Origin of the sequence: Affinirhizobium lemnae (genome assembly GCF_022968395.1) — a bacterium.
GTDB lineage: Bacteria > Pseudomonadota > Alphaproteobacteria > Rhizobiales > Rhizobiaceae > Neorhizobium > Neorhizobium lemnae.
On record NZ_JALJQZ010000020.1, the window covers coordinates 1 to 22,873 of the forward strand.

The 22,873-nt window shown below is 55.7% G+C and carries 14 protein-coding genes and 1 pseudogene; 7 read left to right on the forward strand and 8 right to left on the reverse strand.

Features of this window, described 5'->3' with window-relative positions:
• Window positions 1-209 precede the first annotated feature (209 nt).
• A complete protein-coding gene (locus MUU53_RS13475) occupies window positions 210-2,615 on the reverse strand; it encodes a YbcC family protein (RefSeq protein WP_247261355.1) in 2,406 nt (801 codons plus the stop codon).
• A gap of 4 nt (window positions 2,616-2,619) precedes the next feature.
• Window positions 2,620-4,203, reverse strand: a complete 1,584-nt coding sequence (locus MUU53_RS13480) for a proton-conducting transporter transmembrane domain-containing protein (RefSeq protein WP_247261356.1) — start codon at window positions 4,201-4,203, stop codon at window positions 2,620-2,622.
• Window positions 4,204-4,327: 124 nt separating this feature from the next.
• On the opposite strand from MUU53_RS13480, the gene MUU53_RS13485 reads away from it, so the two are divergent.
• On the forward strand, window positions 4,328-5,203 hold the full coding sequence (locus tag MUU53_RS13485; RefSeq protein WP_247261357.1) for a LysR family transcriptional regulator: 876 nt from the start codon (window positions 4,328-4,330) through the stop codon (window positions 5,201-5,203).
• A 138-nt stretch (window positions 5,204-5,341) separates the two neighbouring features.
• On the opposite strand, the gene MUU53_RS13490 is transcribed toward MUU53_RS13485, so the two are convergent.
• The 4 genes from MUU53_RS13490 to MUU53_RS13505 are packed head-to-tail and all read right to left on the reverse strand — an operon-like array spanning window position 5,342 to window position 12,439.
• Window positions 5,342-8,290 (reverse strand): site-specific DNA-methyltransferase, encoded by a 2,949-nt coding sequence (locus MUU53_RS13490; RefSeq protein ID WP_247261358.1) that lies wholly within the window; start codon window positions 8,288-8,290, stop codon window positions 5,342-5,344.
• Window positions 8,291-8,292: 2 nt separating this feature from the next.
• A complete protein-coding gene (locus MUU53_RS13495) occupies window positions 8,293-8,661 on the reverse strand; it encodes a hypothetical protein (RefSeq protein WP_247261359.1) in 369 nt (122 codons plus the stop codon).
• The gene (locus MUU53_RS13500) at window positions 8,658-9,386 is read right to left on the reverse strand and encodes an FRG domain-containing protein (RefSeq protein WP_247261360.1); all 729 of its coding nucleotides are present in this window, start codon (window positions 9,384-9,386) and stop codon (window positions 8,658-8,660) included. Before MUU53_RS13500 ends, MUU53_RS13495 begins: the two co-directional genes overlap by 4 nt.
• Window positions 9,383-12,439, reverse strand: coding sequence for a BPTD_3080 family restriction endonuclease (locus tag MUU53_RS13505; RefSeq protein WP_247261361.1), 3,057 nt, complete (start codon window positions 12,437-12,439; stop codon window positions 9,383-9,385). Before MUU53_RS13505 ends, MUU53_RS13500 begins: the two co-directional genes overlap by 4 nt.
• Window positions 12,440-12,786: 347 nt before the next feature.
• Here MUU53_RS13505 and MUU53_RS13510 point away from each other — a divergent pair, with 347 nt between their 5' ends.
• From MUU53_RS13510 to MUU53_RS13520, 3 genes and pseudogenes are all read left to right on the forward strand, one after another.
• Window positions 12,787-13,656 (forward strand): type 2 periplasmic-binding domain-containing protein, encoded by an 870-nt coding sequence (locus tag MUU53_RS13510; protein WP_247261362.1) that lies wholly within the window; start codon window positions 12,787-12,789, stop codon window positions 13,654-13,656.
• Window positions 13,657-14,229: 573 nt separating this feature from the next.
• A pseudogene (locus tag MUU53_RS13515) lies at window positions 14,230-15,486 on the forward strand (methyl-accepting chemotaxis protein); the annotation flags it as partial.
• Window positions 15,487-15,611: 125 nt separating this feature from the next.
• Complete coding sequence (locus tag MUU53_RS13520; RefSeq protein ID WP_247261364.1) at window positions 15,612-18,125, forward strand: methyl-accepting chemotaxis protein; 2,514 nt, start codon at window positions 15,612-15,614, stop codon at window positions 18,123-18,125.
• Between the two features lie 178 nt (window positions 18,126-18,303).
• Here MUU53_RS13520 and MUU53_RS13525 read toward each other — a convergent pair whose 3' ends face one another.
• Window positions 18,304-19,446, reverse strand: coding sequence for a polysaccharide biosynthesis/export family protein (locus MUU53_RS13525; RefSeq protein ID WP_247261365.1), 1,143 nt, complete (start codon window positions 19,444-19,446; stop codon window positions 18,304-18,306).
• A gap of 502 nt (window positions 19,447-19,948) precedes the next feature.
• Here MUU53_RS13525 and MUU53_RS13530 point away from each other — a divergent pair.
• The gene (locus MUU53_RS13530) at window positions 19,949-20,110 is read left to right on the forward strand and encodes a hypothetical protein (RefSeq protein WP_247261366.1); all 162 of its coding nucleotides are present in this window, start codon (window positions 19,949-19,951) and stop codon (window positions 20,108-20,110) included.
• A 258-nt stretch (window positions 20,111-20,368) separates the two neighbouring features.
• Window positions 20,369-20,578 (forward strand): PilZ domain-containing protein, encoded by a 210-nt coding sequence (locus tag MUU53_RS23375; protein ID WP_425524256.1) that lies wholly within the window; start codon window positions 20,369-20,371, stop codon window positions 20,576-20,578.
• Between the two features lie 81 nt (window positions 20,579-20,659).
• Here MUU53_RS23375 and MUU53_RS13535 read toward each other — a convergent pair whose 3' ends face one another.
• Window positions 20,660-21,421, reverse strand: coding sequence for a FadR/GntR family transcriptional regulator (locus tag MUU53_RS13535; protein ID WP_247261367.1), 762 nt, complete (start codon window positions 21,419-21,421; stop codon window positions 20,660-20,662).
• A gap of 461 nt (window positions 21,422-21,882) precedes the next feature.
• On the opposite strand from MUU53_RS13535, the gene araD1 reads away from it, so the two are divergent.
• A complete protein-coding gene (gene araD1 / locus MUU53_RS13540; RefSeq protein WP_247261368.1) occupies window positions 21,883-22,872 on the forward strand; it encodes an AraD1 family protein in 990 nt (329 codons plus the stop codon).
• Window position 22,873 lies beyond the last annotated feature (1 nt).

Below are 22,873 nucleotides of genomic sequence, written 5' to 3' on the forward strand. Positions count from 1 at the left end.
CAACTTCATGGGATTCGTCAAACTCGCAGCCATCGCCATCTGGCTCAAATAGCTAAATCGTCACTACCGCCTAGTTAAACAGGGGTTTGATATGACGATCTCGAAGGAAGACCGCCATATCAAGACTGTCACATGAGGTCACAGCCTGGTTGATTATTCGAAGGTCTGCGATACGGACTGCCAAATGCCATTATCGGCAAGCCGACACCTCAACCGACTCGCCTGTGTTCCGAATGAAAACCGACCTGTACCGAAACCCAGATCCCGCCATTATCATAGCGCCATTCAAGCTGACCCTGATCGTTTAAGACGAGGAGAGAAAGCCAGCCATTGTCGAAAAGCGCGCGGACTTGCGGATGACGCCGCAGGATGTCGGAAATCGCTTCCTTTGGCGCCTCGACGGCAACCGTCAGCCGCAGTGGCTCGTGCACAAAGCCTTCCCCATCATGCACGGACTGCCAGGGAAGGCCGGCACGAAGGTTGCCGCCATTGCCCTCGAAGACCCCTATGCCGCCTGCAACATTGTGTAGCAACTTGTTCCCGGCTCCAAACAGCGAGGCTGCAACCGAGGAACCGAAATACTGGAGGCTGATCCAACTTGCCACCACGACCGGGGCTGTGAGGATGAGCTCAAGCACCTTGAAGCCTTCGTCCCTGCTCCAGACGTAATCATGCAGGAAAGCCTGCCCCTCCAGCGATCGCCCAGCCGTGCGCGCCCGGGGGGCGGCAATGAAGGCGCGGCACCCGGCCAGCCCGAGTTCGGGCCGAACTTCGGACCAGTTCTTCGCGCGTGCCATGACGTTGTCAGCGGTTGCTTGTGGAAGACGCCGCGCCCGCTCTGCCCGCGTCAGCTGTCCTGCCTGGCGCAACCACTGCCGGATCCGTACCAGATCCTCGGCACGGATATCGTGACCCAGATCCTCTTCAAACAGCGTGACGCTATCGGTGGTCGTATCATGCAGGCCACCGATGAAGACCGTGTCGGCCGGGATGACGATGCCCTTTTCGACGAGCTTCCGGCGAACCTCTGCGTTATTCAGGAGATCGGCCAGAAGGCGCGCATTGACATCCCCCGCATAACCGCCGCAGGCGCCGCAGTGAAGCGCACTGGCATAGGGATTATTGACCACATTGGCGCCGTGGCCGGAAATCAGTACATAGCGTGCGAAGCCTTCGGTCAAAGACATGGCCTTCAGGATTGTTTCGGCAAATACTGTGCGTGTATCTAGATCCAGATCCCCAGCGAAACGAGGCTTTGCCCTATCCGGCCCTTTGCTCTTGCCGTAGCCCAGACCATCCCGCAGAAGCTTGCCGGCATAGACCGGCCCCATGGCTTCGACAAAGGCGAAAGATGAGACGGCTGCAAGCTTGAAACGGCCCCAGGCACGCACAGCGCGCGCCGCGAAACGGGCCTGCCGATCAGAATCTTCATCGTGATCAACGGCGCTGCAACTGAAGACGGAAGGCTTTAGCAGAACTGGCAGGCGGTGCTCAGACACATCAGATGCAAAACCCTTGTGACTTGCGCCAAGCCCAAAGAAGCCGGCAAAGCCTAGGGTGCGGATTGCGGGATCAGTGCTTTCAAGCGAACGGCGAAAGACCTCTGAGCGCACATCGATGCAGAAGGCCGCCTGAAGCATAGGCCGACGTTCTGCAATCTTCACGTCCGAAGGTGCGGCAAGCGTGGCAGCAAGCCGCCGTTGCGCGGCCCGCTCTGCGGCCAGCTGCAGGATGCCATCGATCACGGTCTCCGGTTCAACCGAAACCGGCTCGGCATGTGTACGGCGGATCCGTTGCCATTGCCCTTCAATGGCTGCCTTGTGGCGTGCATAAAGCGCCTCTTCGAAAACGAGCCGGATCGCCAGCAGTTCGAGCGCTGTCGTATCCGTGCGACCTTCTACCTCCGCCTTGAAGTGGATGTGACGGGCATATTGCGCCCAGCCACCGAGTGTCAGCAGCAGTTGATGGAAATAGGTTCCCGGATCAGGACCAAGGCCGAGGGAGACCGCTGCGCGCTCGATTGCACCTTGAGGCGTTTCCGGCGTTTCATCGACATGGATGCTGAAGCCCTTAAGGCCAAGGATCTCCGGCGTCAGGTCATGGGTCGCAAAGGCGCGCCAGGCGGCATAGAGACCATTGCGCCTCGAAGCGGCCCACAACGCCTGACCCTGATCGAAGAAACCGGCGGCAAAAGCACCGATTCGCTCTGCTACCAGACCCGGCCAATCTTTACCTGTAGCCTGCGCGGCAAGATCGGCAATAGTGGGTAGCGATGCGACAGCTAAAGGTTCCGTTGTCAGTGCTAGCTTCAGCGCTGCCAGATCGAGACCATTGGCGGTGGCATTCGATTGTAGAGCTGCCGCGAGATCTTCATCCGTTATCTCTCCCTTGCTTACCTTATTGGCATAATGCGCGCGCGGCAGCGCAAGCCGCACTCCGCCAATTCGCGCAAGACGCGCAGAGGTCTGTTCGAAGGTCTCGCTGATCTGGCCGAGGAAAGGATTGACAGCAACGGTTGCCGTCAGGGGCCAGGCCGGAGGGATGGCGCGAACAGCCTGATCTGCCGCCTTTGCAAGCGCTTCACCGTGCAGCGTGTCGATTGTCGTTTCGGTCATCGGTTCATTCCTTGATGGCAGCAGGCGTTGCGGAAACGGAGCGGGAAAGGGTCCAGCCACCGAGCAGGCGATCGAAAATGGCATTCACATAGAGGCCGTTGGCGAGGTGCACACGCAGACCCGCCGCTGCCGGATGATAGGCCCAGAGCGGAAACAGCGACTGGGCGACGGCCACCACGCCGAAGGTAACGACGGCGAGCAGCATCAGGGTCCATTCAAGCGGACCAGGTTGCGGCGTTGCAGGTAGCGTGCCATGCATCATCTGGTCAGATATGCGCTGAAGAGCGAAATACGCGGTGGCGGCAGACATGGAATAGAGCGAGGTGCGCCAGGTAAGCGCCCAGGGGGCAGCATCTGCCAGACCCTGTGCGATGAGATAGGCAACCCCGAAGATGAGGATTGCGCCCAGCGCCAGCGCCTGAGGCGGCTTGTCGGCAAAACCGAAGAGCACGCCAATGACTGCGTAGATGGCAAGCGCAAGCAGAAAGGCGCGGCCCACCGCTTTGGTGTTCGGAATAGCCACCGGCCCCGGCCGACGGATGGAGGCTACCGTTTCGACCGCCGAGCCGGAGCCCAGGAAAGCGTGGGCCTTGTAGAGCGAGTGGGCCACAATGTGCAGGAGGGCGATCGGGAAGAGTGCCAGGCCACATTGCAGGATCATGAAGCCCATCTGTGCCACCGTGGACCAAGCAAGCGATGTCTTGACCGCCGACTGGGTGAGCATCACCAGACTGCCGAAGAGCGCCGTGAAGCCACCCACCATGACCAGAACTGCCAGCACGATTGGCGCCTGCAGCATGACATCCGCAAACCGGATCAGCAGGAAACCACCCGCGTTGACGACGCCCGCATGCAGGAGAGCGGAGACGGGCGTGGGCGTTTCCATCACTTCCGTCAGCCAGCCATGCGTGGGGAATTGGGCGGATTTCAGCAACGCCGCGATGGCAATGAGTGTGGCGCCAGCCAGTGTCAGTGGCAGTCCTTCGCCAGCCCTTGCGGCAGCGAGGATGGTAGCAATGTCACCGGTCTTGAAGGAAATGGCGAGCAGGACAACGGCACCGACCAGTGCTACATCGCCAATCCGCGAAACAATGAACTTCTTGCGCGCCGCGCGACGGGCCGCGATGCGATCCGGATAGAAAAGCAGAAGTTGGTGTAGCAGCAGGCTCGTTCCGACCCAGCCAAGGACCAGCTGCAAGAGCGTGCCGGACTGCACAAGCAAAAGCACCGCCGCGAGCGTGGCTGTCATCCAGCCAGTGAACGGCCCTTGTCTTTCCTCTCCGTCGAGAAAGGTGCCGGCATAGCGCAGCACCACCCAGCCGATGAAGGAGACCAATAGCAGCATGACCAGGCTGACGAGATCAAGCCGGCTTGCTAGCGCAACATAGCCGTAACCGACAGCTGGACTTGTTCCCGGACCATAAGCGAAGAGCGCGACGCCAGACAGCACCGCAACCAGAATGGCGGCGAGAGCAGCAAGTTCGGCAACGCGAATGGCACCGCGTGGGCGAAGGCCGGGGGAGCGGAAGGCATACCAGGAGGCACCGGCCAAAAGAAGAGGTGCAAGAAGCGGCAGAGCATGGATCATGGAATTTCTCCGATCTTGGCCCGCTGTCTGGGAGGGTACAGGGGCACTTCACGGAGGTGTTATCAGGTAGATGATCTCAATAAAAATACATTGTTTCTTCGATATCGTTCTATAAAATAGAACCATGTCTGATTTGAATTATCATCATCTCCGCTATTTTCGCGCTGTCGCCCATGACGGTAACCTGACCCGCACGGCGCAACGCCTGAATGTCTCTCAGTCGGCATTATCAATACAGATCCGGCAGTTGGAGGAACGGCTGGGGCATGCTCTGTTCGAGCGGCGCGGGCGCCAGCTCTATCTCACCGAGGCGGGCCGCATCGCGCTCGATCGTGCCGATACCATCTTCGCTGCCGGCGAGGAACTGATAGAAACGTTGAAGGAATCGGGCAGAAATCGCCGCGTCATCCGCATCGGTGCGCTGGCGACGCTTTCCCGCAACTTCCAGATCGAATTCCTTCGCCCAATCCTTGGGCGCACGGATGTCGATATGATCCTGCGCTCGGGAAGCACCGCAGAACTCTTGCGCGGGCTGGAGACGCTGAACCTTGACATCGTGCTTCTGAACCAGGCGCCCATGGCTGATTCTGTGACACCCTTCATTGCGCAGCATGTCTATCAACAGCGAATTGGCCTTATCGGAAAACCCACCTATGGACAGCCAGGTGCACGCTTGGCGGATCTGCTGGAAACACATCCCGTCATCCTGCCGACGCTGGAAAGCGGCGTCCGCGCACAGTTCGAAGCGCTTGTTGCACGGCTGGGTATTACGCCGCAAATCGCCGCCGAAGTGGACGATATGGCAATGATGCGACTTCTGGCACGCGAGGGAGCCGGTCTCGCCGTGCTTCCCCCTATTGTCGTCAAGGGCGAGCTTGAGGCTGGCACACTCTTTGAATTCGACGCGCTGCCAGGAATGGTGGAGTCCTTCTATGCGGTAACCATCAAACGGCGCTTCCCTAATCCGCTCATCCAGCCGCTGCTCAGCATTTCGCTTTGAACCTTGCAGAAGGCGTCGTTTCTCGCAGCTCTGCTCTGTCCCCGGTGTTTGATGGGGAGAGGCCGTGACCAATCTACCTCTTCCTTGCGCCAGAAAAGACCATAGGTCCTGATCAGTCGCCTTGAACTGTCTTCCATCCTAAACCCCAAACACCTTCAATACCTCGTCCCCGAAGTGGTTAATCACCTTCACTGCGATCCGCCCCGTGCTTGGCCGTGGGAACGGTCGTGACGTATCCGAATAGAGTGTTTCCCAGGCATCCGGGTCGATCTCGGCCTTCAGCGCTGTCTTCAGTGATTTGTAGGGGTCGTTCGCGCCGAGGAAATAAGCGTGGCGGACGAAGAAGCTTTCTTCGTCGTAGTCAGTATCGAGGAACCAGGTGGCGATGCCTTTCACGTCGTCGGAGCGAATTTCGCCGGTGGAGGGATCGAAGACGTCGACGCCGTGGACCTTGACCTTGATCTCGCCGCCGGTCGCATCGAGGATTTCCACGTCTGGTTCGCCGAAGACGACGAAGAGGTTGCCCTTGCCGGTGTTCTTCAGGTCCTCGGCCATGTGCAGGTCGGGGTTCATGCGGGCTTTCAGAATGGCGAGCGGGCCGAGGCGATTGAGGTCGGTCGCCTGGGCATCGAAGTTGAAGGCGCAGGCGATCAGCACGTCGAAACGGGCATCCGATGCCTCGCGGGCAGCAGCGGTGATCTGGCTACGGGTTAGCGTGCCGAATTCCGGGCCGATGAGGATTGCAGCGCGTTTTTCCACCGCGCCGCCATCGGCATAGCGGGCTTCGGCGGCGATGTATTTGCCCGGCCAGGGGGTGATGGCGCTGAAATGGATGGTGTCGCGCTTCTCCTGTTGGTGAACGCCAGCGGTGCGTAAGTGCGAAAGCACCATCTCGCCGAAATCCGCCTCCGGCATGTTGGCAGGTGTCGAGGCGCGGGAGGTGATCGCGCCCATCGCCGCCAGTTCGCCGCCGAGCGTATCGTCGCGGGCGGCGATGACACGATGCGGAGAGAGACTTTCGACCGTGAAGGGGCCGGCGACGCGCACTTTCGTCTTGTCCTCATAGGGGCGGTCATAGAGCAGTTCGACATCGGCGGCGCGGGCAATCGAGGCGTCAATCTCCTTCTGGCGCGCAATGCGGCCCTCCCACCAGTCGGCGTGCAGTTTTCGCGCTGTTTCGGTCACCAGATGCACCTTGCCCTGTCCGTCTTTGCTGTCGAGCCAAGCGCCGAGGTCTCGAGGGATTTCCCATTCCTCGAATGTGGTAGAAAGGGCATTGTTGAGTTGCTTTTGCAGCGGCTCAAGAACCACTTGCCATTTGTCCCAGATTACATCGATCTCGGCATTGTTGGCGATGACCTCAAGCATAATGTGTGGCGCGCGCTCGTAGACAAAACCTTGTCGAATGTCGCCACTCGTAGGTCTATCGGTAGAAACCTTGCCTGATAGCTCCTGTTCCTTGATACGGCCTTCCTTGCTGTCAGCTAACAGATAATACGGGTAGCGGCCGCTCATCAGTCGAGTCCGGGCCAATGCCAGCGCCACACGGGAAGTGTCGATGGTAATCCAGCGACGCCCCCACTCTTCTGCGACCATTGCAGTCGTGCCGGAGCCGCAAGTAGGGTCTAGTACCAAATCACCCGGGTCGGAGCTCATCAGAATACAGCGCTTGATTGCTTCAGTTGAGGTTTGCACCACATAGACTTTCGGATCGGTTCGCGACTGGATGCCTCCAATATCTGACCACATGTTCGTGTAGGAAGAATAGCCGAAGTCGGATAGCTTCCTCACATACCGTATTCCATTCCCCATCGGGGCTAATCGGGAAGCTTGATCCACCCTGACCATGCCCCTTGGATGAGACTTCCAGTGTAGCCCTTTAGGTGACGGATGTGTTTTCCCTCGATAGACAAATGAGTCGTCTTTTGTCGGGTCATCTGCAGACGTTGCATCGCCCAGGTCGATGTACTCGTCTGGATCAATCATCATGCCGAGCACATTTGAGTACGTGGACGCAGGTCGGTACTTTGTTGCCCCGATTTCGCCCGGTGCCTTCGGAAAACCTAGTTTCCGGAATTTTGTGTGGGCGGATGCTCTTGCATACCATATGATGTAATCGCAGACATTTGCAAGAACATCAGACGTGTTCCCAGTTGTCTTATTGTACGAAATGATGGAAACGAAATTATCCTCACCAAAAACCTCATCCATGACCGCCCGAACGCGATGCACATTCTCATCGCCGATCTGCACAAAGATCGAGCCGCTTTCGGTCAGTAGTTCCCGCGCCACCATCAGCCGGTCGCGCAGATAGGTGAGGTAGGAGTGGATGCCGTCCTTCCAGGTGTCTCGAAAAGCCTTCACCTGTTCCGGCTCGCGCGAAACGTCCTCCTTCTTGCCGTCCTTCACGTCCCGGCTCATGGTCGAGACCTGCCAGTTCGAATTGAACTTGATGCCATAGGGCGGGTCGAAATAGATGCACTGCACGCGCCCACGCATTTCCTCGCGCTCGGCCAGGCTTGCCATAACCTGAAGGCTATCGCCGAGGATCATGCGGTTCTGCCAGTGTTTTGTGTGCTGATAGAATTCGGCGCGCGCTTCCGGATCGGCAATGCCGTTGAAATCGGCAAACAGATCAGGCGCATCGGTGTTTTGCTGGCGCGTGCTGGTGGTGCGGCGCTTCAGGTCGTCGATGATGGCCTTGGGATGCACCTTTTCCTGAATATAGAGCGGCGGCGCATTGACCACGAGGTCCGACCAATCCTGCCGGTCCTTGCCGCGCCAGACCAGCTGGGCATCGCCGATCTCGATCTCGCCGGTCTCTGCCAGCTTCTTCATCTGCGTCGGCGTGATCTTGATCTTCACTCCGTTCCAGATGATCTGCGGATCACGGTCCATATCACGGTCGCGCACCTCGCCGTCCGCCAGCGGCCGATCCCGCGGCACCCGCATCTCGCGCGCCGCCTCGCCCAGCATTTCCTCCTGCTGCTCGTAAAGCGACGCCATTTCGGCCGTCGGATTGTTCAGCCGCACCGCCTTGTCATGGGTGAGCGTGGATACGTCTTTTTCGCGCGGGGTCTTGGCCATTACTATTCTTCAAAAAAGCTTGCAGTATCGATTTCGACGCGGGTGATCGCGACGGTCTTCCTGTTTTTGTCGACTGTGAAAAAAATGCGAGCTGGGAAACTGTCGCGAAGGGTCAGCGGATCGCCGGGCTCGTCGTAGACCAGTTCCGCATGTACCCGTCCAGGTGCTATGTTTTCGCCATCTTCAACGACAGCAGAATCCCCGTAAGCTTCCATGCCCTCGAAACGAGTGCCGGAAGACAGTTCGTCCAGGGGAGCCCAATCCGTCGTCTCCGCAAGAGGATAGTCTCTGGCAGCTTGCGCAAGCTTCTCTGGTAGTTCTTCGAACCAGACATCTTGTTCCGCTGATTGTATGCTGATTGCAGCTTTCATTCGCTTAGCATCCTGCTTTCGTACCGCCATTTAAGCGTGGCGGCGAGTCCGTCCAAATCGGACATGATGAATGCAGCATCGGCACCCATATTGAAAAGTGCTCGTCTGAACTCAGTTTTGAATTCGTTCGGTATCAGAAACTTATCCGTCTTCTTTGACAGATACCACGCTTTATCTGGCTGTGGCTGGATGCTGAATAACCCTCGTTGGCTGACGATACGCGCGGCAAGGGCCGATGGGCGGAAGAAGCCTGGCTTCTCAATCGACAGAGGGTCTACTTCAGTGGGATTGGCCGGGTCGTAAAAGCCGACCTCACCAGCTTCATAGGCGTAGATTTCTCCCTCCTGCTTGCTTTTCCCATACTGCCCTGTCGCAAAGTAGCACGCCACCAAAGGATTTGTGGTCCAGTCGAGCAATCGAGTGGGCAGGCCGTGGTGTTGCGCAACGGCAAGCCAATCCCAATTGTTCGTTAGTCTGCTCCGGTCGAGATGCGGTAAAGCAGATCGCTTGAATTCGTCTAGCAGCAACCTTTCAATTTCTGGCTTGTATGCTTGGCTTCTGCCGACGGTCGGTTTGAGGGCCCAATGCTGGGGCTGTCCGCGAAATACCCATCGATGGGAGGCATGGTTATGGACCCATTCAATGAACTCAGCGAACTTGGCCCTTGCCGCTTTGCGCAGCCTCGCCCTTTCCCTAAAGGAATTATATGCCGTGGTTCCCTTCATGATATTTTCCTTGTGGCCCTCGGCATCCCAGACTTCACGTGTGAAACCATTGAATTCATCAGCTTTTCATACTCCTCCTCCATCGCAAACGCGTCGCGGAATTCTGCGAAAGCCCAGCGGCCATAGGTCTTCAGATTGTTGACCCCCGGCACCCACATGGTCTCCATGGTCTGCGCCTTGATCTGCGCATCCAGTCCCCGGAAGCCTTTCACTTCAACAATCAGGTTCAGCGGATCCTCCGGCCCGTGTCCGTCATTCACCTGAATGATGAAATCCGGCAGGTAGCGTCGAGGCACGCTGCCGATGCTGTAGGGCACTTCGAAGCCGAGCGCCTGGTTCTTCACATAGGCGATGGTCGAGGGATGGGCTTCCACCACACGGGCAAACTCCGCCTCCCAATCACTATCACAGACCACATAGTTCACCTGGGAGAGCGAGGTGCGCCAGAGGTTCTGCTTGGTGGTGATAAAGGACACGAAATCCGTATAGCCGTTCGGGTTATAGGGATTGAGCATGGCCTTTACGACGCCGGTGCCATCTTGGCCGGCGCTGCGCACGATCGCCTGATAGATCAGTTCGCAAGCCTTTTCCGCCAGCTCTGCATAGGTGAGCATACCCGCCTTGGTGCCGCCGGTCAGCTTCAGGCACTGGTTGACCCAGCGACGGGTTATCGGTTGCAGCTGGTTATAGAGATAGTAGGGAACGTCCTGGTCGGTCTCACGGAAATAGAGTTCGATCAGCTTTTTGGTCAGATGAATGGCGACCGTGTTCGGTCGCGTGTCATTCAGCGCTTCGGGTGAAATCTCGTGTCCCTCTCCGACCAAACCTTCCAGCCGGACGCGACATGGACCGACCAGCTCTGGCGTCAAGGTCAGGCTGGAATCCTCGCTGAATGTCGCGGAAAACTTGTCGGACGGTAGTTCCGTGCGGTAACCGGCGACGCGCGGGAACCGTATGGATAAATGGGCGCGCTCTTTCATGGCCTGTACGCGCGTAACTGGCTTCGGCGGCGTGCGGACGACCTCCTGCGGCTCGGTGGCAAAGTCGAAGGGAATGCCAAGGATGTCTGCATATTCCGTATTGAACAGACCTTTGTCGTTCAGTTCGTAGGACTGCCGACGCAGCCCGCGGCCGATCACCTGCTCGCAGAGCAGCTGGGTGCCGAAAGCGCGCACGCCAAGAATGTGCGTAACAGTGTTCGCATCCCAGCCCTCGGTCAACATCGAGACCGAGACCACGCATCGGATCTGTTCGCCGAGCCGTCCCTTCTGGCCGACGGTATTCATCACCTCGCGCAATAGTTCCGCTTCAGTAATCTTGTCTGCTTCAGCCGCGCCATCACGCTCGGCTTTCTCTCGCTTGAACTGTTCGATCTCGATCTTCGCCATCTCGCGAAAAGCTGGATCAAGTGCTTCACCGGATTCCAGTTGCTGGCTATCGATAAGAAGCGTGTTCATCCGTGGCAGACGATTACCGGATCGGTCAAAATTACTGAACAGCTTCAGGTGACCCCTGTGCTTGTTCTGGCGTTGGCCTTCAACCTCTCGCTCCCAGCCCGATACCCATTCATAGACAAGTTTCGAGCTAGCGGTGTTGTTACACACTATGATGAAGACGGGCGGCACACCGATGCCGGCCTTTTCCCAAGCTTCATATTCCTTCTCGTAATGGGAATAGAGCGAATAAAGCGCCGTTTGCAGCGGCGACGGCAGTTTGAAGGGATCGAGGTCTCCGGATTTGCCGGCGCCCTTTTTCGGCATGTCCTTGCCAATATGGTCCCACAGATTGCGGTAGACCGGCATCGCCGAATTCACAGAGTTATCGGAGACCGGCACGCGCGGTAGCTTCACGATGCCGCATTCGATGGCATCGACCAGAGAGAAGTCGGATACGACCCAGGGGAACAGCGTGCCTTCCTCATATCCGGAGCCGCGCAGAAAAAAGGGAGTCGCGGAAAGATCATATACCGCCCGGACGCCGACCTTGCGCTTTAGAGCCTCGATGCCGGATATCCACAGACGCGCCGCCTCGTTGTTCTCCCTTGCTTCTTCCTTTTCCTGCCCTTTCAGCTCATCCTCTTCGTTGGTGTTGGGCCTTTCGCGGTAGCAGTGATGGGCTTCGTCGTTGATGACGACGATGTTCTTGATCTGGAGCAGATCGCCACAGGCGCGCTGGAGCATGGCTCCTTCAGTCTCCAGCTCTTCGATCTCTTCGTTCTTCCAACCCTTCATCAGGCGAAGGCCGACAGCATTCAGCTCATGCGCCTTGCGTCGCTGAAAGACATGATAGTTCACGATCTCGATCTTCGCCTTGTTCAGGTCCTGCATCATATCCTGCGGCACAAGCTCGCGGGTCCGGTAATAGCTGTTGGCGTCGGAGGGTTTGAGGACGCGCAGGCGATCCTTGATGGTGATGCCGGGCGCCACAATCAGGAAGCCGCGGGAAAACAGGCTTGAGTTCGGCTGGCGCGCCGCGTTGATCGACTGCCAGGCGATCAGCATAGCCATGACTGTCGTCTTGCCAGCACCGGTGGCAAGTTTCAGGGCTGTACGGAAGAGTTCAGGGTTGGCGTCCTGGTTGGCTTCTTCCAGATGGCGGAAAATATGCGCGTATTGCTTTCGATTACGTGCAACCTCCGCAAGCCAGATCGCTGTCTCCACGGCCTCGACCTGACAATAGAACGGTCGTGCTCCCGAAAACGCTTCGCTACGCCAGTGCTGAAGAAGCCGCTGAGTCGTAGGAGTAACACCCCAGTCGTTCGGATTGGGCAGGCTGCGCCACGCTGCGATATGCGTCCGGATTTCATTGATAATTGGTGTCGGATTGTAGCGGCTATCACCTTCGCCCGCCTGGTCGAGGTCGAGAGATGCTTGCCTTTTGCCGTCAGCCTTGCTCCTTCGGCTTTTCGGGACTGGTGCGATGTATTTTGAGCGTCGCCGCCCCTCGATTGGCGGGTGATCCAGCGGCTCCCCACTTTCAGACAATGCATGATGCCGAGTCGGAACCTCATAGGGCGAGTTAAGAATGGGTTCAGCGTAAAATGGTTTCGTCACTTGCAGTCGTCCCCAGGAATCAGGCTCCGCATTCAATAGCTGCAGCTAGTAAAATGCAACTCAAGATCAATTTCCGCCGGAGTTACTCTCGACGTCGAAATGTCGTGATACGGATCTCGCAGATGAGATGGACGAATATCGTAGGCATAGCTTTGGGCGCGGGTCGGCGACAAAGTTGGAAAACTTTGCGGCCAAATCGGAATTCACGTGAGCCACAGCTTTTTGAGTTCATCTGGTGTGATGCTGCATAAAATTTAATCGCTGCAATTCCATGTTAATAAATTTATTCGAATGTTATTCTAAATGGGTCTCCCGGTAATGCGGATCCTGTAACTTTTGGGGATGAAATGCGCCGTCGACAATTCATGGCTTTGAGTGCTTCCACTTTGGCTTTGCCCTGGGTCCGCCGTGCATTTGCGGGTGATGAAACTCCAATCTTTTATAACGCCACCGAGAAGCTTGATGATGCATCACTGCCCGCTAAAGCACTAAGATTGGCGTTGTCAAAGGTTGATAAGCCTTATGTCTTACAACAGTCACCAGTCGGGTATCCAACACAGTCTGGCCTTGTGAATGCTCTGGCGACCGGTGGAGACGTTGACATCTGCTGGGTTGGCGTCGACAGGACTGTCTGGGATGCGACCCTACCGGTGCCGTTCCCAATCGACGGCGGGCTACTCGGCTACCGCCTGTTCCTTATCAATGGTGAGCGGCAGATCGATTTCCAGAGTGTGAGGTCGATTGAAGCCCTTCGACGCTTCATCGCAATCCAGGGGCCAGGCTGGGGAGACATCGACATTCTACGTAATGCAGGCATCACGGTGCGCACTGGCCTCTACAAGAACCTCTTTCGTATGACCGTAGGCGGGCGCGCGGATTTCTTCCCGCGTGCAGCATTCGAGGCGATCAATGAACAGAAACAACGCGTTTCGACAGCGCCCAATCTCGCTGTGGAACAGAACCTGATCCTCAAATACAATTTTGCGCTGATGTTCTTCGTTTCTAAGAAGAAACCGGAGTTGCAAAAAGACATCCTGAAAGGTTTGCAGACCGCCCACGCAGACGGCTCATACCAGGCGATGTTCAAAACTGATCAAAATGTGGCCACCGCCCTTAAAGAGGGAAATCTCGAGAAGCGCATCTTGATCGAAATCGAGAACCCGACGCTGCCGAGGGACGTAAACGCTATCGACAGACGCTACTGGTTTTCCGTGTGACCGAAATCCCTATCAGGCGATTTGGACTGCCCAGTCCCATGATTGAAGAGGAATTAGATGAAGTCGTCCCTCAAGACGCAGATACTTGTGCCGACAATGTCATTGATGACGATTGGTCTGATCGCTGTTGGCGGGTTTGCGGCACTTTCGCGCGCAAACATGCAAGACGACATGTTTCGAAAAAAGGTCGATCTGACCGCCCAATTGGTATTGAGCGGGAGCGCCAATGCGCTGTGGCAATTCGATGATGCCATGGCAAAGGAGACGCTTGCCCCAGCAACCAGCGATCCGGATTTCCGCGCAAGTGTCATCTTTGACGAGAAGGGTAATCCTTTCTACTCGATTGGTAACACATCCATCATCGATGCCCTCAAGACACCGAATGGGCAGGAAGTCCATGGTTCGATACTGGTCAAATCAGTCCCCCTCGTTCGTACTGAAGAGGGCAAGGCCATGACGATCGGTCGGATGGCTATCGCTTTCGACGAGGGTGCGGCAGCAGCTAGCAGTCTGACGTCCATGCTCGCAATGATAGGCCTTGCAGGAGGCGTCCTGATCGCATCATGCATGGTACTCTTTCTTCTTTTAGCGCGTCAGTTGCGGCCTATCGGCGTTCTGGCTCAAGTTATGAGGCAGATGTCGCATGGTGACTTTAAGGTCGAAGTGCCGGGTGTATCGCGCCGCGACGAATTGGGAGACATGGCGCGAGCGGTTGGCGTCTTGCGCGACAATTCGCTCAAGGCGCTCTCACTTGAAGACGAGACCGGGGAGATGCGGGCCCGCGAAGAGGCCAATCGCCAAGTTGAGCGGCAGCGGATCGAGCGGGAAGCTGAACAACTTCGTCTGGCAACCGATCTGCTCGGCGCGTCGCTTGCCAGACTTGCATTGGGTGACCTCACCTGCCGTATCGACACCGCCCTCGCACCGGAATACGAGCCGATCCGGGATAACTTCAATACGGCAGTTGCACAGCTGAGTGATGCTGTGAAATCTGTGATGGATTCTGTACGCAACATTGATGTTGGGACCAACGAAATCGCCGGCGGCGCGAATTCACTGTCCAAGCGCACCGAACAGCAAGCTGCGGCCCTTGAGGAGACCGCTGCCGCGCTGGATCAGATCACTGCAAATGTCTCCAGCTCAACCAAACGTACCGATGAAGCCCGCATGGTCTCGAACCGTGCCAACAGTGCTGCTGAACAGTCGACTAAGGTCGTTTCTCGCGCGGAAGATGCCATGCAGCGCATTGAAAACAGCTCGCAGCAGATCTCCAGTATCATTGGTGTCATCGATGAAATTGCTTTCCAGACCAATCTGCTGGCGCTGAATGCCGGTGTTGAGGCAGCCCGTGCCGGAGAGGCGGGCAAGGGCTTTGCCGTCGTCGCGCAGGAGGTGAGGGAGCTTGCACAGCGTTCTGCGCAAGCAGCAAAAGAGATCAAGGCTCTCATCAACACCTCGGCTGGCGAGGTTGGATCTGGAGTTCAGCTCGTCAGAGAGACAGGCGAGGCGCTAAAGGAAATCGGTAAAGACATTGCAGAGATTAATCTGCATATGGATGCAATCGCACTATCTGCGCGGGAGCAGGCAACCGGGCTTGGCGAGATCAATTCGGCGATCAACCAGATGGACAAGGCAACACAGCAGAATGCCGCGATGGTGGAGGAATCTTCTGCTGCGTCTGCCTCTCTAGCATCCGAAGCGACGAAGCTGCGCGACCTCGTATCCCGGTTTGTTGTCGACGAGCAGCGTCAAGCGCTGCGGGAGATGGAACGCCGGATGCAAATTGCCCAAAGTGTGAATTCCATAAGTCAGAAGCGACGGGTCGGCTAGGCAACGCTCTGTTACGTGGCAAATGGCCGTTGGGAAGAGTTCTGACATTGGCCCTTTAGGTGAGGAAAGAAATGCTCGCTCGTATAATTGCTAACCGATCCATTCAGACCAAGCTCATGATTTGCATGATCCCGATCTCGCTTTTGATCGTCGGGCTTGCCGCATTCACCTTCTTCACGGGCAATATGGTTAGCCGGAAAGTGCAGGGCACAGGAGCGAGCGTTACGGAACTCTCAGCCTTCAAGCAGGCATACTCCGAGATGAGTGACTACCTGAATGATACAACAATTGAGCGGAGAGATCAGTTAAAAGCGCGCCTTAGCGCCCGCTCCGAGCAAATCAGTCGGATGAGGAACGCTTACACTGGTACCGAGATGGATTCAGTGCTTGGCGAGATTGAGACCGCAATCAATAGCCTTCTTCCTCGCGTTGACGAATTGTGGGATCTTCATCAACGCACGGTTGGAGGGCAGCGGCATGTCCAAGAGCAAATTGATCTGATTAAAGTCGCTGCCGCCACCATCCATGAATTCATCGCGCAGTCGAATGTGGAGCTTTCGAGATTGAACGAGAGCGCCAAGGGACAGATGACAAGCGCTGAGCGGTTGACCGATGCTTCTAAGGATCTGCGCGCTATCTTTGACCAAATCGAAAATGCTGGTGATGGCCAGTCGCTCGCTTTGGTGCTGAAATCCCGTGAGCGCAGGATATTGCGGACGGAGGCGCGCCTAGCCGACGCGATGCCTTCGGATGAAGCGGAGTTCTCAAACATGCTACGGGAACGGCTGAAGAAACTGGCAAGCTTCGCACCTAAAGACGATCAGGAAGTGGTTGACGATACAACGCTCACAATGGCTCGACAGCTTTCACAGGAACTGGCAGTTGATCTGGATCGTCTCGATGCAGTAGCAGCAACGATTGCGCAATCTTCTTTCAGGCAGTTCGCTGCACTAGGCGCACATATTCAAGACGGAATGGCTATCGCTTTGTTCCAAACGAGAGTGAATGTTGCAGTCAACGAGACCGTGCTCGAGCTGACAACGCTCATGGGTGAGCCGACATCCGATCAGGCATCCAGAGTCCTTGAGAGCCTGAAGAAAATGCAATCTGCACTGTCTAGCGTACCCGGTGTGGCGGCAGCCGGTCAACTGCGCAGTCTGGCGCAGGCGGTCGTGGAACCAGGCGTTGCTTCCTCCGAAACCGTTTTCGATCTGGTCAAGCTTGAAGGAATGCGCGCCGAAACGTTCCTTTCTACGGCCGAAATCATTGATCGTGCCTGGGCCAAGATCGTGGCCTTCGCCGAAACTCAGGGTGAGGCAACCAGGCAGGTGACAGAACGGTCAACGGTTCTTTCCCTGGGAACCGCAGCCATTGCAGTTGTTTTCTCAATTTTTGCAACCTTTGCTCTATTAGTTTCGATCCGCCGTCCGCTCCGAAAACTGACTGAGACGATGAAGGGAGTAGCCTCCGGCCAGCTTGAAACAGAAATCATCGGGACAGATCGCGGCGATGAAATTGGAGCAATGGCTCGCGCACTTGGGATCTTCCGGTCAAATGCCGTTGAAAAGCGACGGTTTGAGGCAGAGGCCGTAGAGAATCGCAAACTTGCCGAGGCCGAAAGGCAGGCTGCGGATCGAGATCGCGAAGCTGCAGCGCGCGACATTCGTCACGCTATCGATGCTCTGGCATCCGGGCTGACTAGCGTATCGCGAGGAGAGTTGAATTGCTTTGTCGAAACACCCTTTGCTGGGAATCTCGACGAGATACGCCTGACATTTAATGCGGCGGTTGCCGATATGCGCAACACATTGGCGCGCGTGCAGGAAACCGCGTTTTCGGTGAATGAGAAGTCTCGAATTCTGAGTTCCGGCGCACATGATAGCGCCAAGCAAACGGAACAACAGGCCTCGTCTTTGGAAGAAACTGCGGCGACCATCGATGAGATGACGCAGAACGTCACCAGGTCATCGGATCTTGCGCTTCAGACCGATAGAATGGCGACGGAAATATTGGCTGACGTTAGGACGTCAGGCGAGGTGGTGGCGCAAGCTGTTCACTCCATGGAACGGATATCGGAAGCCTCGAAAAAAATCACGCAGATTATCGATCTGATCGACGCTATCGCGTTTCAGACGAACCTCCTCGCTCTCAACGCAGGTGTTGAAGCTGCCCGTGCGGGCGAGGCCGGCAAAGGCTTTGCTGTTGTCGCCCAGGAAGTTCGGGAACTGGCCCAACGTTCTGCCACGGCAGCGAAAGAAATCAGCCAATTGGTGGGCTATGCCGAACAAGAGGTCGCAGGAGGTGTAAAGTCCGTGGATCAAACCAGGAATTTCATTCACAGGATGAACGGCCGCATTATGGAGATCAGTCGCAGCGTATCCGAGATCGCCAGCGCCAGCCGCGATCAGGCAACTGGTCTACAGCAAGTCAACGCCGCCGTCGGCTCCATGGACCAGCTCACTCAAAGAAATGCGGCAAATGCGCAGGAAATACATTCGGCAAGTATCGCCCTCGAACGCGATGTTTACGAACTCTCAACAATGTTGGCACGATTTCAGCTTGGCGTGGATCAGTCTGTAGCCGAAGGGTCAGCACATACATCCCCCTCCTATTCAAGGCTATATAGCTCGTACCACTAATTTTGCATCACCTCGTGAGTTGCCCTGCTCTGCCCTTTACGGTCGCGGTTGATGCCGTGACCTATACGCCCGAAACCACCGAGACGCTTGATATCGAGAAGGATCAGTCCATCTGCCTCGGGCATTTTGGGGGACGTGTCAAGCGATCGGCCATCGCAGCACGTCCATCCTGCTCTAATCACTGACCTGGCGCGATAGGTGGAGATGCGGCGGGTAGATTGGGGCTCTTCTGATAAACGTTGAAGAGCTTGGCAAAATCGACCAATCCTGAATTTCCGGCATAGATAATGTCCCCGTTGGCCATCTGGAACTGCTGCATCACTGCGAGGTTCGAAATGTCCTTCATGTCTGCGCGATAAATTACAGGCTTTGTGGTAACAGCTGTCGAGGTTGGGACCAGTTTTCTGCTGCTCGCAACAATTGGCGCGAAGGTAGTTTGATTACGCAACACATAGACCTGGCTCGCATCAGCACGATCATCCAATAGCCCTCCAGCCCGACCAATGGCTTGAGCAAGAGTCAGCTGTCCCGGTTCGAATTTGAATTCTCCTGTACTTTTGAAGGCACCCATCACCATAAAGCTTGGGGAACGATCTTGCACAAAGATCTGATCATCGGGCAGCAAATAGACATTCTGCCGATCCTCATTGATCACTCGAGCTAGAGTTACACTTGCCTTTTTTGATCCTCGCATCAGCGTCACGGTGGCATTCGCTGGCGAGGAAAGTGCGCCGCCTGCCATTGCAATGGCATCGGAGACGCGCTCGTTGCGAGCCGATAGCGGGAAGCGGCCGGGCGAGTGTACGCTTCCGCCCACGGTAAAACCGTTCCCTGGACGATCCACCACTGTCACGACGGCTTGGGGATTGACGGCTGTTCCCTTCAAGCCCCCAACGATACGGCTCTGTAGTGCTTCCGCAGATGAATCCAGAACACGTTGCTTGCCAACGAAAGGTAGAACCACATTGCCCGAGGAATCAACGGTGAAGCGACCGAGGGGTAAGGTTTTTGAGTTAGCAGACGAAAAAAGACCCTCTTCACCCGTGTCAAAAATTGTGACCTCGATCACGTCTCCGCGCTGGAGTCGGATGTCGTTGCCTCCATTGGTCCGAAAAACGGAAAGGCCGGGTTCGTTTGGATCGTAGCTTGGCTGCACACTGGCAATTGACGACAGGTTAGCCTGCGATAACCTTACGACCGGAATGTCTTTCCCCGTAACAGGGTCTTTTGCGTCATAAAAACTCCCGGGAGACGGCCCATCCGAAGGTCTTGCACAAGCAACCAATAACAAAGAAATTAAGATTGCCCAGATCTTCTGCATGTGATTCCCGCAAAGCATGTTGATTCGCAGAAACCTAGCATTGAGAGTCAATGAGACAATATCACTTTCCCCAGCGCATTTCGTTTTTGCTGGAAACACATGACCTTGTGGCCAAACTGCAACGTAAAGTGCGTCATTATGTAAGCGGCGCTTTATTACGGTTGTTCTATTTAAACATGTATTCGTCAGGTCTAAAAAATGCGTTTATCCGGAGGCTGAAAAATCTTCCTCTGATTGCTATCGGTGCAGCGCCAACATCGGCAGCAATTGCCACTGAAGTGAGGTCTAGCACATCCCCTACATGATGATGCCGCACCCCAGGGCGAGAGACCATCCGCCTTGGTTTGTCGTAGACCTTCAGTACAACAACGATGAGATATCTCGTTGGATTGGACGGCAGATTCAAGAACACACACATCTGAGTTATGGACCGTGGTTGGTATGTGATGTGGCGCGGGAGCGCGAATAAGCAGCCGTTGATGATCGCGGAGCGACTAAAGAGATGGCCGCACCGTCTGCCTTACGAAGTTGGCGTTTGAAGCTCGCCAAGCGGCTGGGTTCCAAGCGCGCTCGCGTGGCCGGCCGTCCGCAAGCTGGCGGACCTGTTGCTAGCGCTTCCGAGATGGGTCTCCATTTCCATGGCAAGAAGCACGTCGTCTTCTAAAATTAGAATAGCGAGAGATCATGGGGGGCGCAGATGCTGTTTACGCTTGTTTTATCCATAGCACTGACGTTGACGAAATCTTCGATCCGCTGGCTCGCTTCTATGCAAGTTAAAGTCTGGTTGGTGAGATTCCTGGGTTATATTTGGAAAATCTTAAGATAGTAACGGCTAATTAAAGGATAGGTGCACAGTCGCGTGACCAGCAATTGACAGGTGATATGCATGACACAAACCCCAACACCCGCACCGAGGCGGCGTATGTTGAAGAGCGTGCGGTTGGTCTTCAACAATGGACATAGCGTCGTGAATGGCGTTCTCCGTGACATTTCCGATACCGGCGCTCGCGTGTCGGTAGAGAATGGATTGTCGTTACCTGATGAAGTCAAGCTCGTTTTGGACGATGGAGGTAGCCATCAATGCATTATAGTAAGACGAGAGTTGAAAGAGTTGGGTCTGCGGTTCACTTAGGATGCAAGCGGCAAAATTCATCAGCGGGCCATTTCCCCGACTGCGTCGCAATCCGCAAATTTCCAAGTTGAGCCGCCTGTCCTAGCCCGACGTTGATGAAATGGGATTTTGTTCTTCGGTCAGGCACTTGGCAATACGGCTTCGTCCGACATCAATAACGTGGCGCATTGCGGCAACTGCTTTTTCCGGATCGCGCGATGCAATTGCGTGGGCAATGCGTAGATGATTGTCGGCGATCACATCAATCATTTCCGGAGATTCCGCAGGTGATGAGAGTCTGAAGGATATTGCCAGTGCCGCTTCGATCAGTGCAGTCGCTGAACGCATGAAGGGATTTCCTGACATCCGGGCAATGGCAATATGAAAATCCAGATCAACCTTGGCTATAGATTCTGGTGTATGGGAGAGATTATCGAATTTTGCTGCGATGGCGTAAAGGGCAACGATATCGTCACTCGTGGCGCGTAGCGCAGCCGCAGCTGCAGCGGCAGGTTCTAGCGCCAAGCGAATCTCGGCAAGGTAATCCGTAAATGTCTGATCGATTCCCGCGTCGAAACGCCAACCCAATACATCTGGATCGAAGAAATTCCATTTGTCGCTCGGCAAGACGCGAGTTCCCACCTTCGCCTTTGGTTCGATCAGTCCTTTTGCCGCAAGGGTTTTCATTGCTTCACGAAGAACAGTTCGGGACACGTTGAACCGCTGTGTCAATTCGTTGTCGCCTGGCAGGATCGTCCCAACCTTTATGTAACCCGATACGATTGAGCTCCCTAGTTCAGCCACAACATGCGCGTGGCTGCTGTTCCGCTTCTTGCCCGTGATTGCTGATTCCAGAAGGCCCACAACTCTCTCCCTGACTTTTACTTGCGACTTCCGAAGCCGATTATCCCTGCGAATCGTACGCCGCTTCGCGACTTAATTACGAACCATCTGTTTTCCAAAACCAAAAGCGTTGTAAGATGCGTTATCTCTACTTTATGACGAACACTTCCGGGCTCCTCAAGTCAGGCTTCGTTAAACTAAATGTCGAAATTTTGCCAATCTATGAAGAGCATATAATCATACTTTTGAAAAGCCAATTCAATGTTTCCTGGCTAAGAGGTGCTTTCAAGTTCAATTTAAATCGATATAAATCTTGCAAATCGATTTAATCTTTGACGATTGGTGCCAGTCTAAGATGAAGTATCCCAAAAATCCGATCGCTTGACAAAGCCCGGCGTCTGCTAATAGTCATATTTTTGATGGCGCGCACGCCCAGGGAGCCGCTACGAGGGACTCGTAGCTTCACGAACGGAAAGTTATGGATGTTGAGACTACTGCAGGTTTCGGTCAATGGGCAGGCGCGTGTTGTTGCCTGGAATGGTGAAGACGACGCGCGGATCGTGGAAGGTGTAGCTTCCGTATATGATCTTGCCCAGCGCGCCATTGGCGCTGACTGCACGTTTGCCGAACAACTTTCGCAGGCCACTCTGGGTGAGGTTGTGGACCTTGATGCTGCCGCGCGCGAGAAGCGTTTGCTGCTGCCAGTGTCGAATCCGGATCCTGCACACTTCGTCGTCGCTGGCACTGGATTGACGCATCTGGGTTCCGCCGATGGCCGTGACAAGATGCATAAGGCGGCACAGTCGGCTGAAAAGCCAACGGATTCCATGCGCATGTTCCTCATGGGTGTCGAGGGCGGCAAGCCTAAGGCTGGCGAGGCCGGCGTGCAGCCTGAATGGTTCTACAAGGGTGATGGTTCGCAATTGAAGGCAACGGGCGAGGATCTTGTATCTCCAGCCTTTGCTCTCGACGGTGGCGAAGAGCCGGAGCTTGCTGGTATCTATCTGATTGGTGCGGATGGCACACCTTTTCGTCTCGGCTTCTGTCTCGCGAACGAGTTTTCCGACCATGTGACCGAGAAGGGCAATTATCTTTGGCTGGCGCATTCCAAGCTCCGCGAGGCGGCGCTCGGTCCCGAACTGCTGGTCGGTGATCTGCCGGATCATGTCGAAGGGACCTCGAAAGTCATTCGCGGGACTGACGTGATCTTCGAAAAACCTTTCCTCTCCGGCGAAGCCAATATGTCGCATACGATCGCGAACCTGGAGCATCATAACTTCAAGTACGATCTGTTCCGTCGTCCGGGCGACCTGCATGTCCATTTCTTCGGGACGGCAACCTTGTCGTTCTCGGAAGGCATCAAGACAGAGCCGGGTGACGTGTTCGAGATTGAAGCGGCACCGTTCAAGCTTCCGTTGCGCAATGCTCTGGCAGTTGCGAACGAGCGTCCTGTTTCTGTTCGCAAGCTTTGAG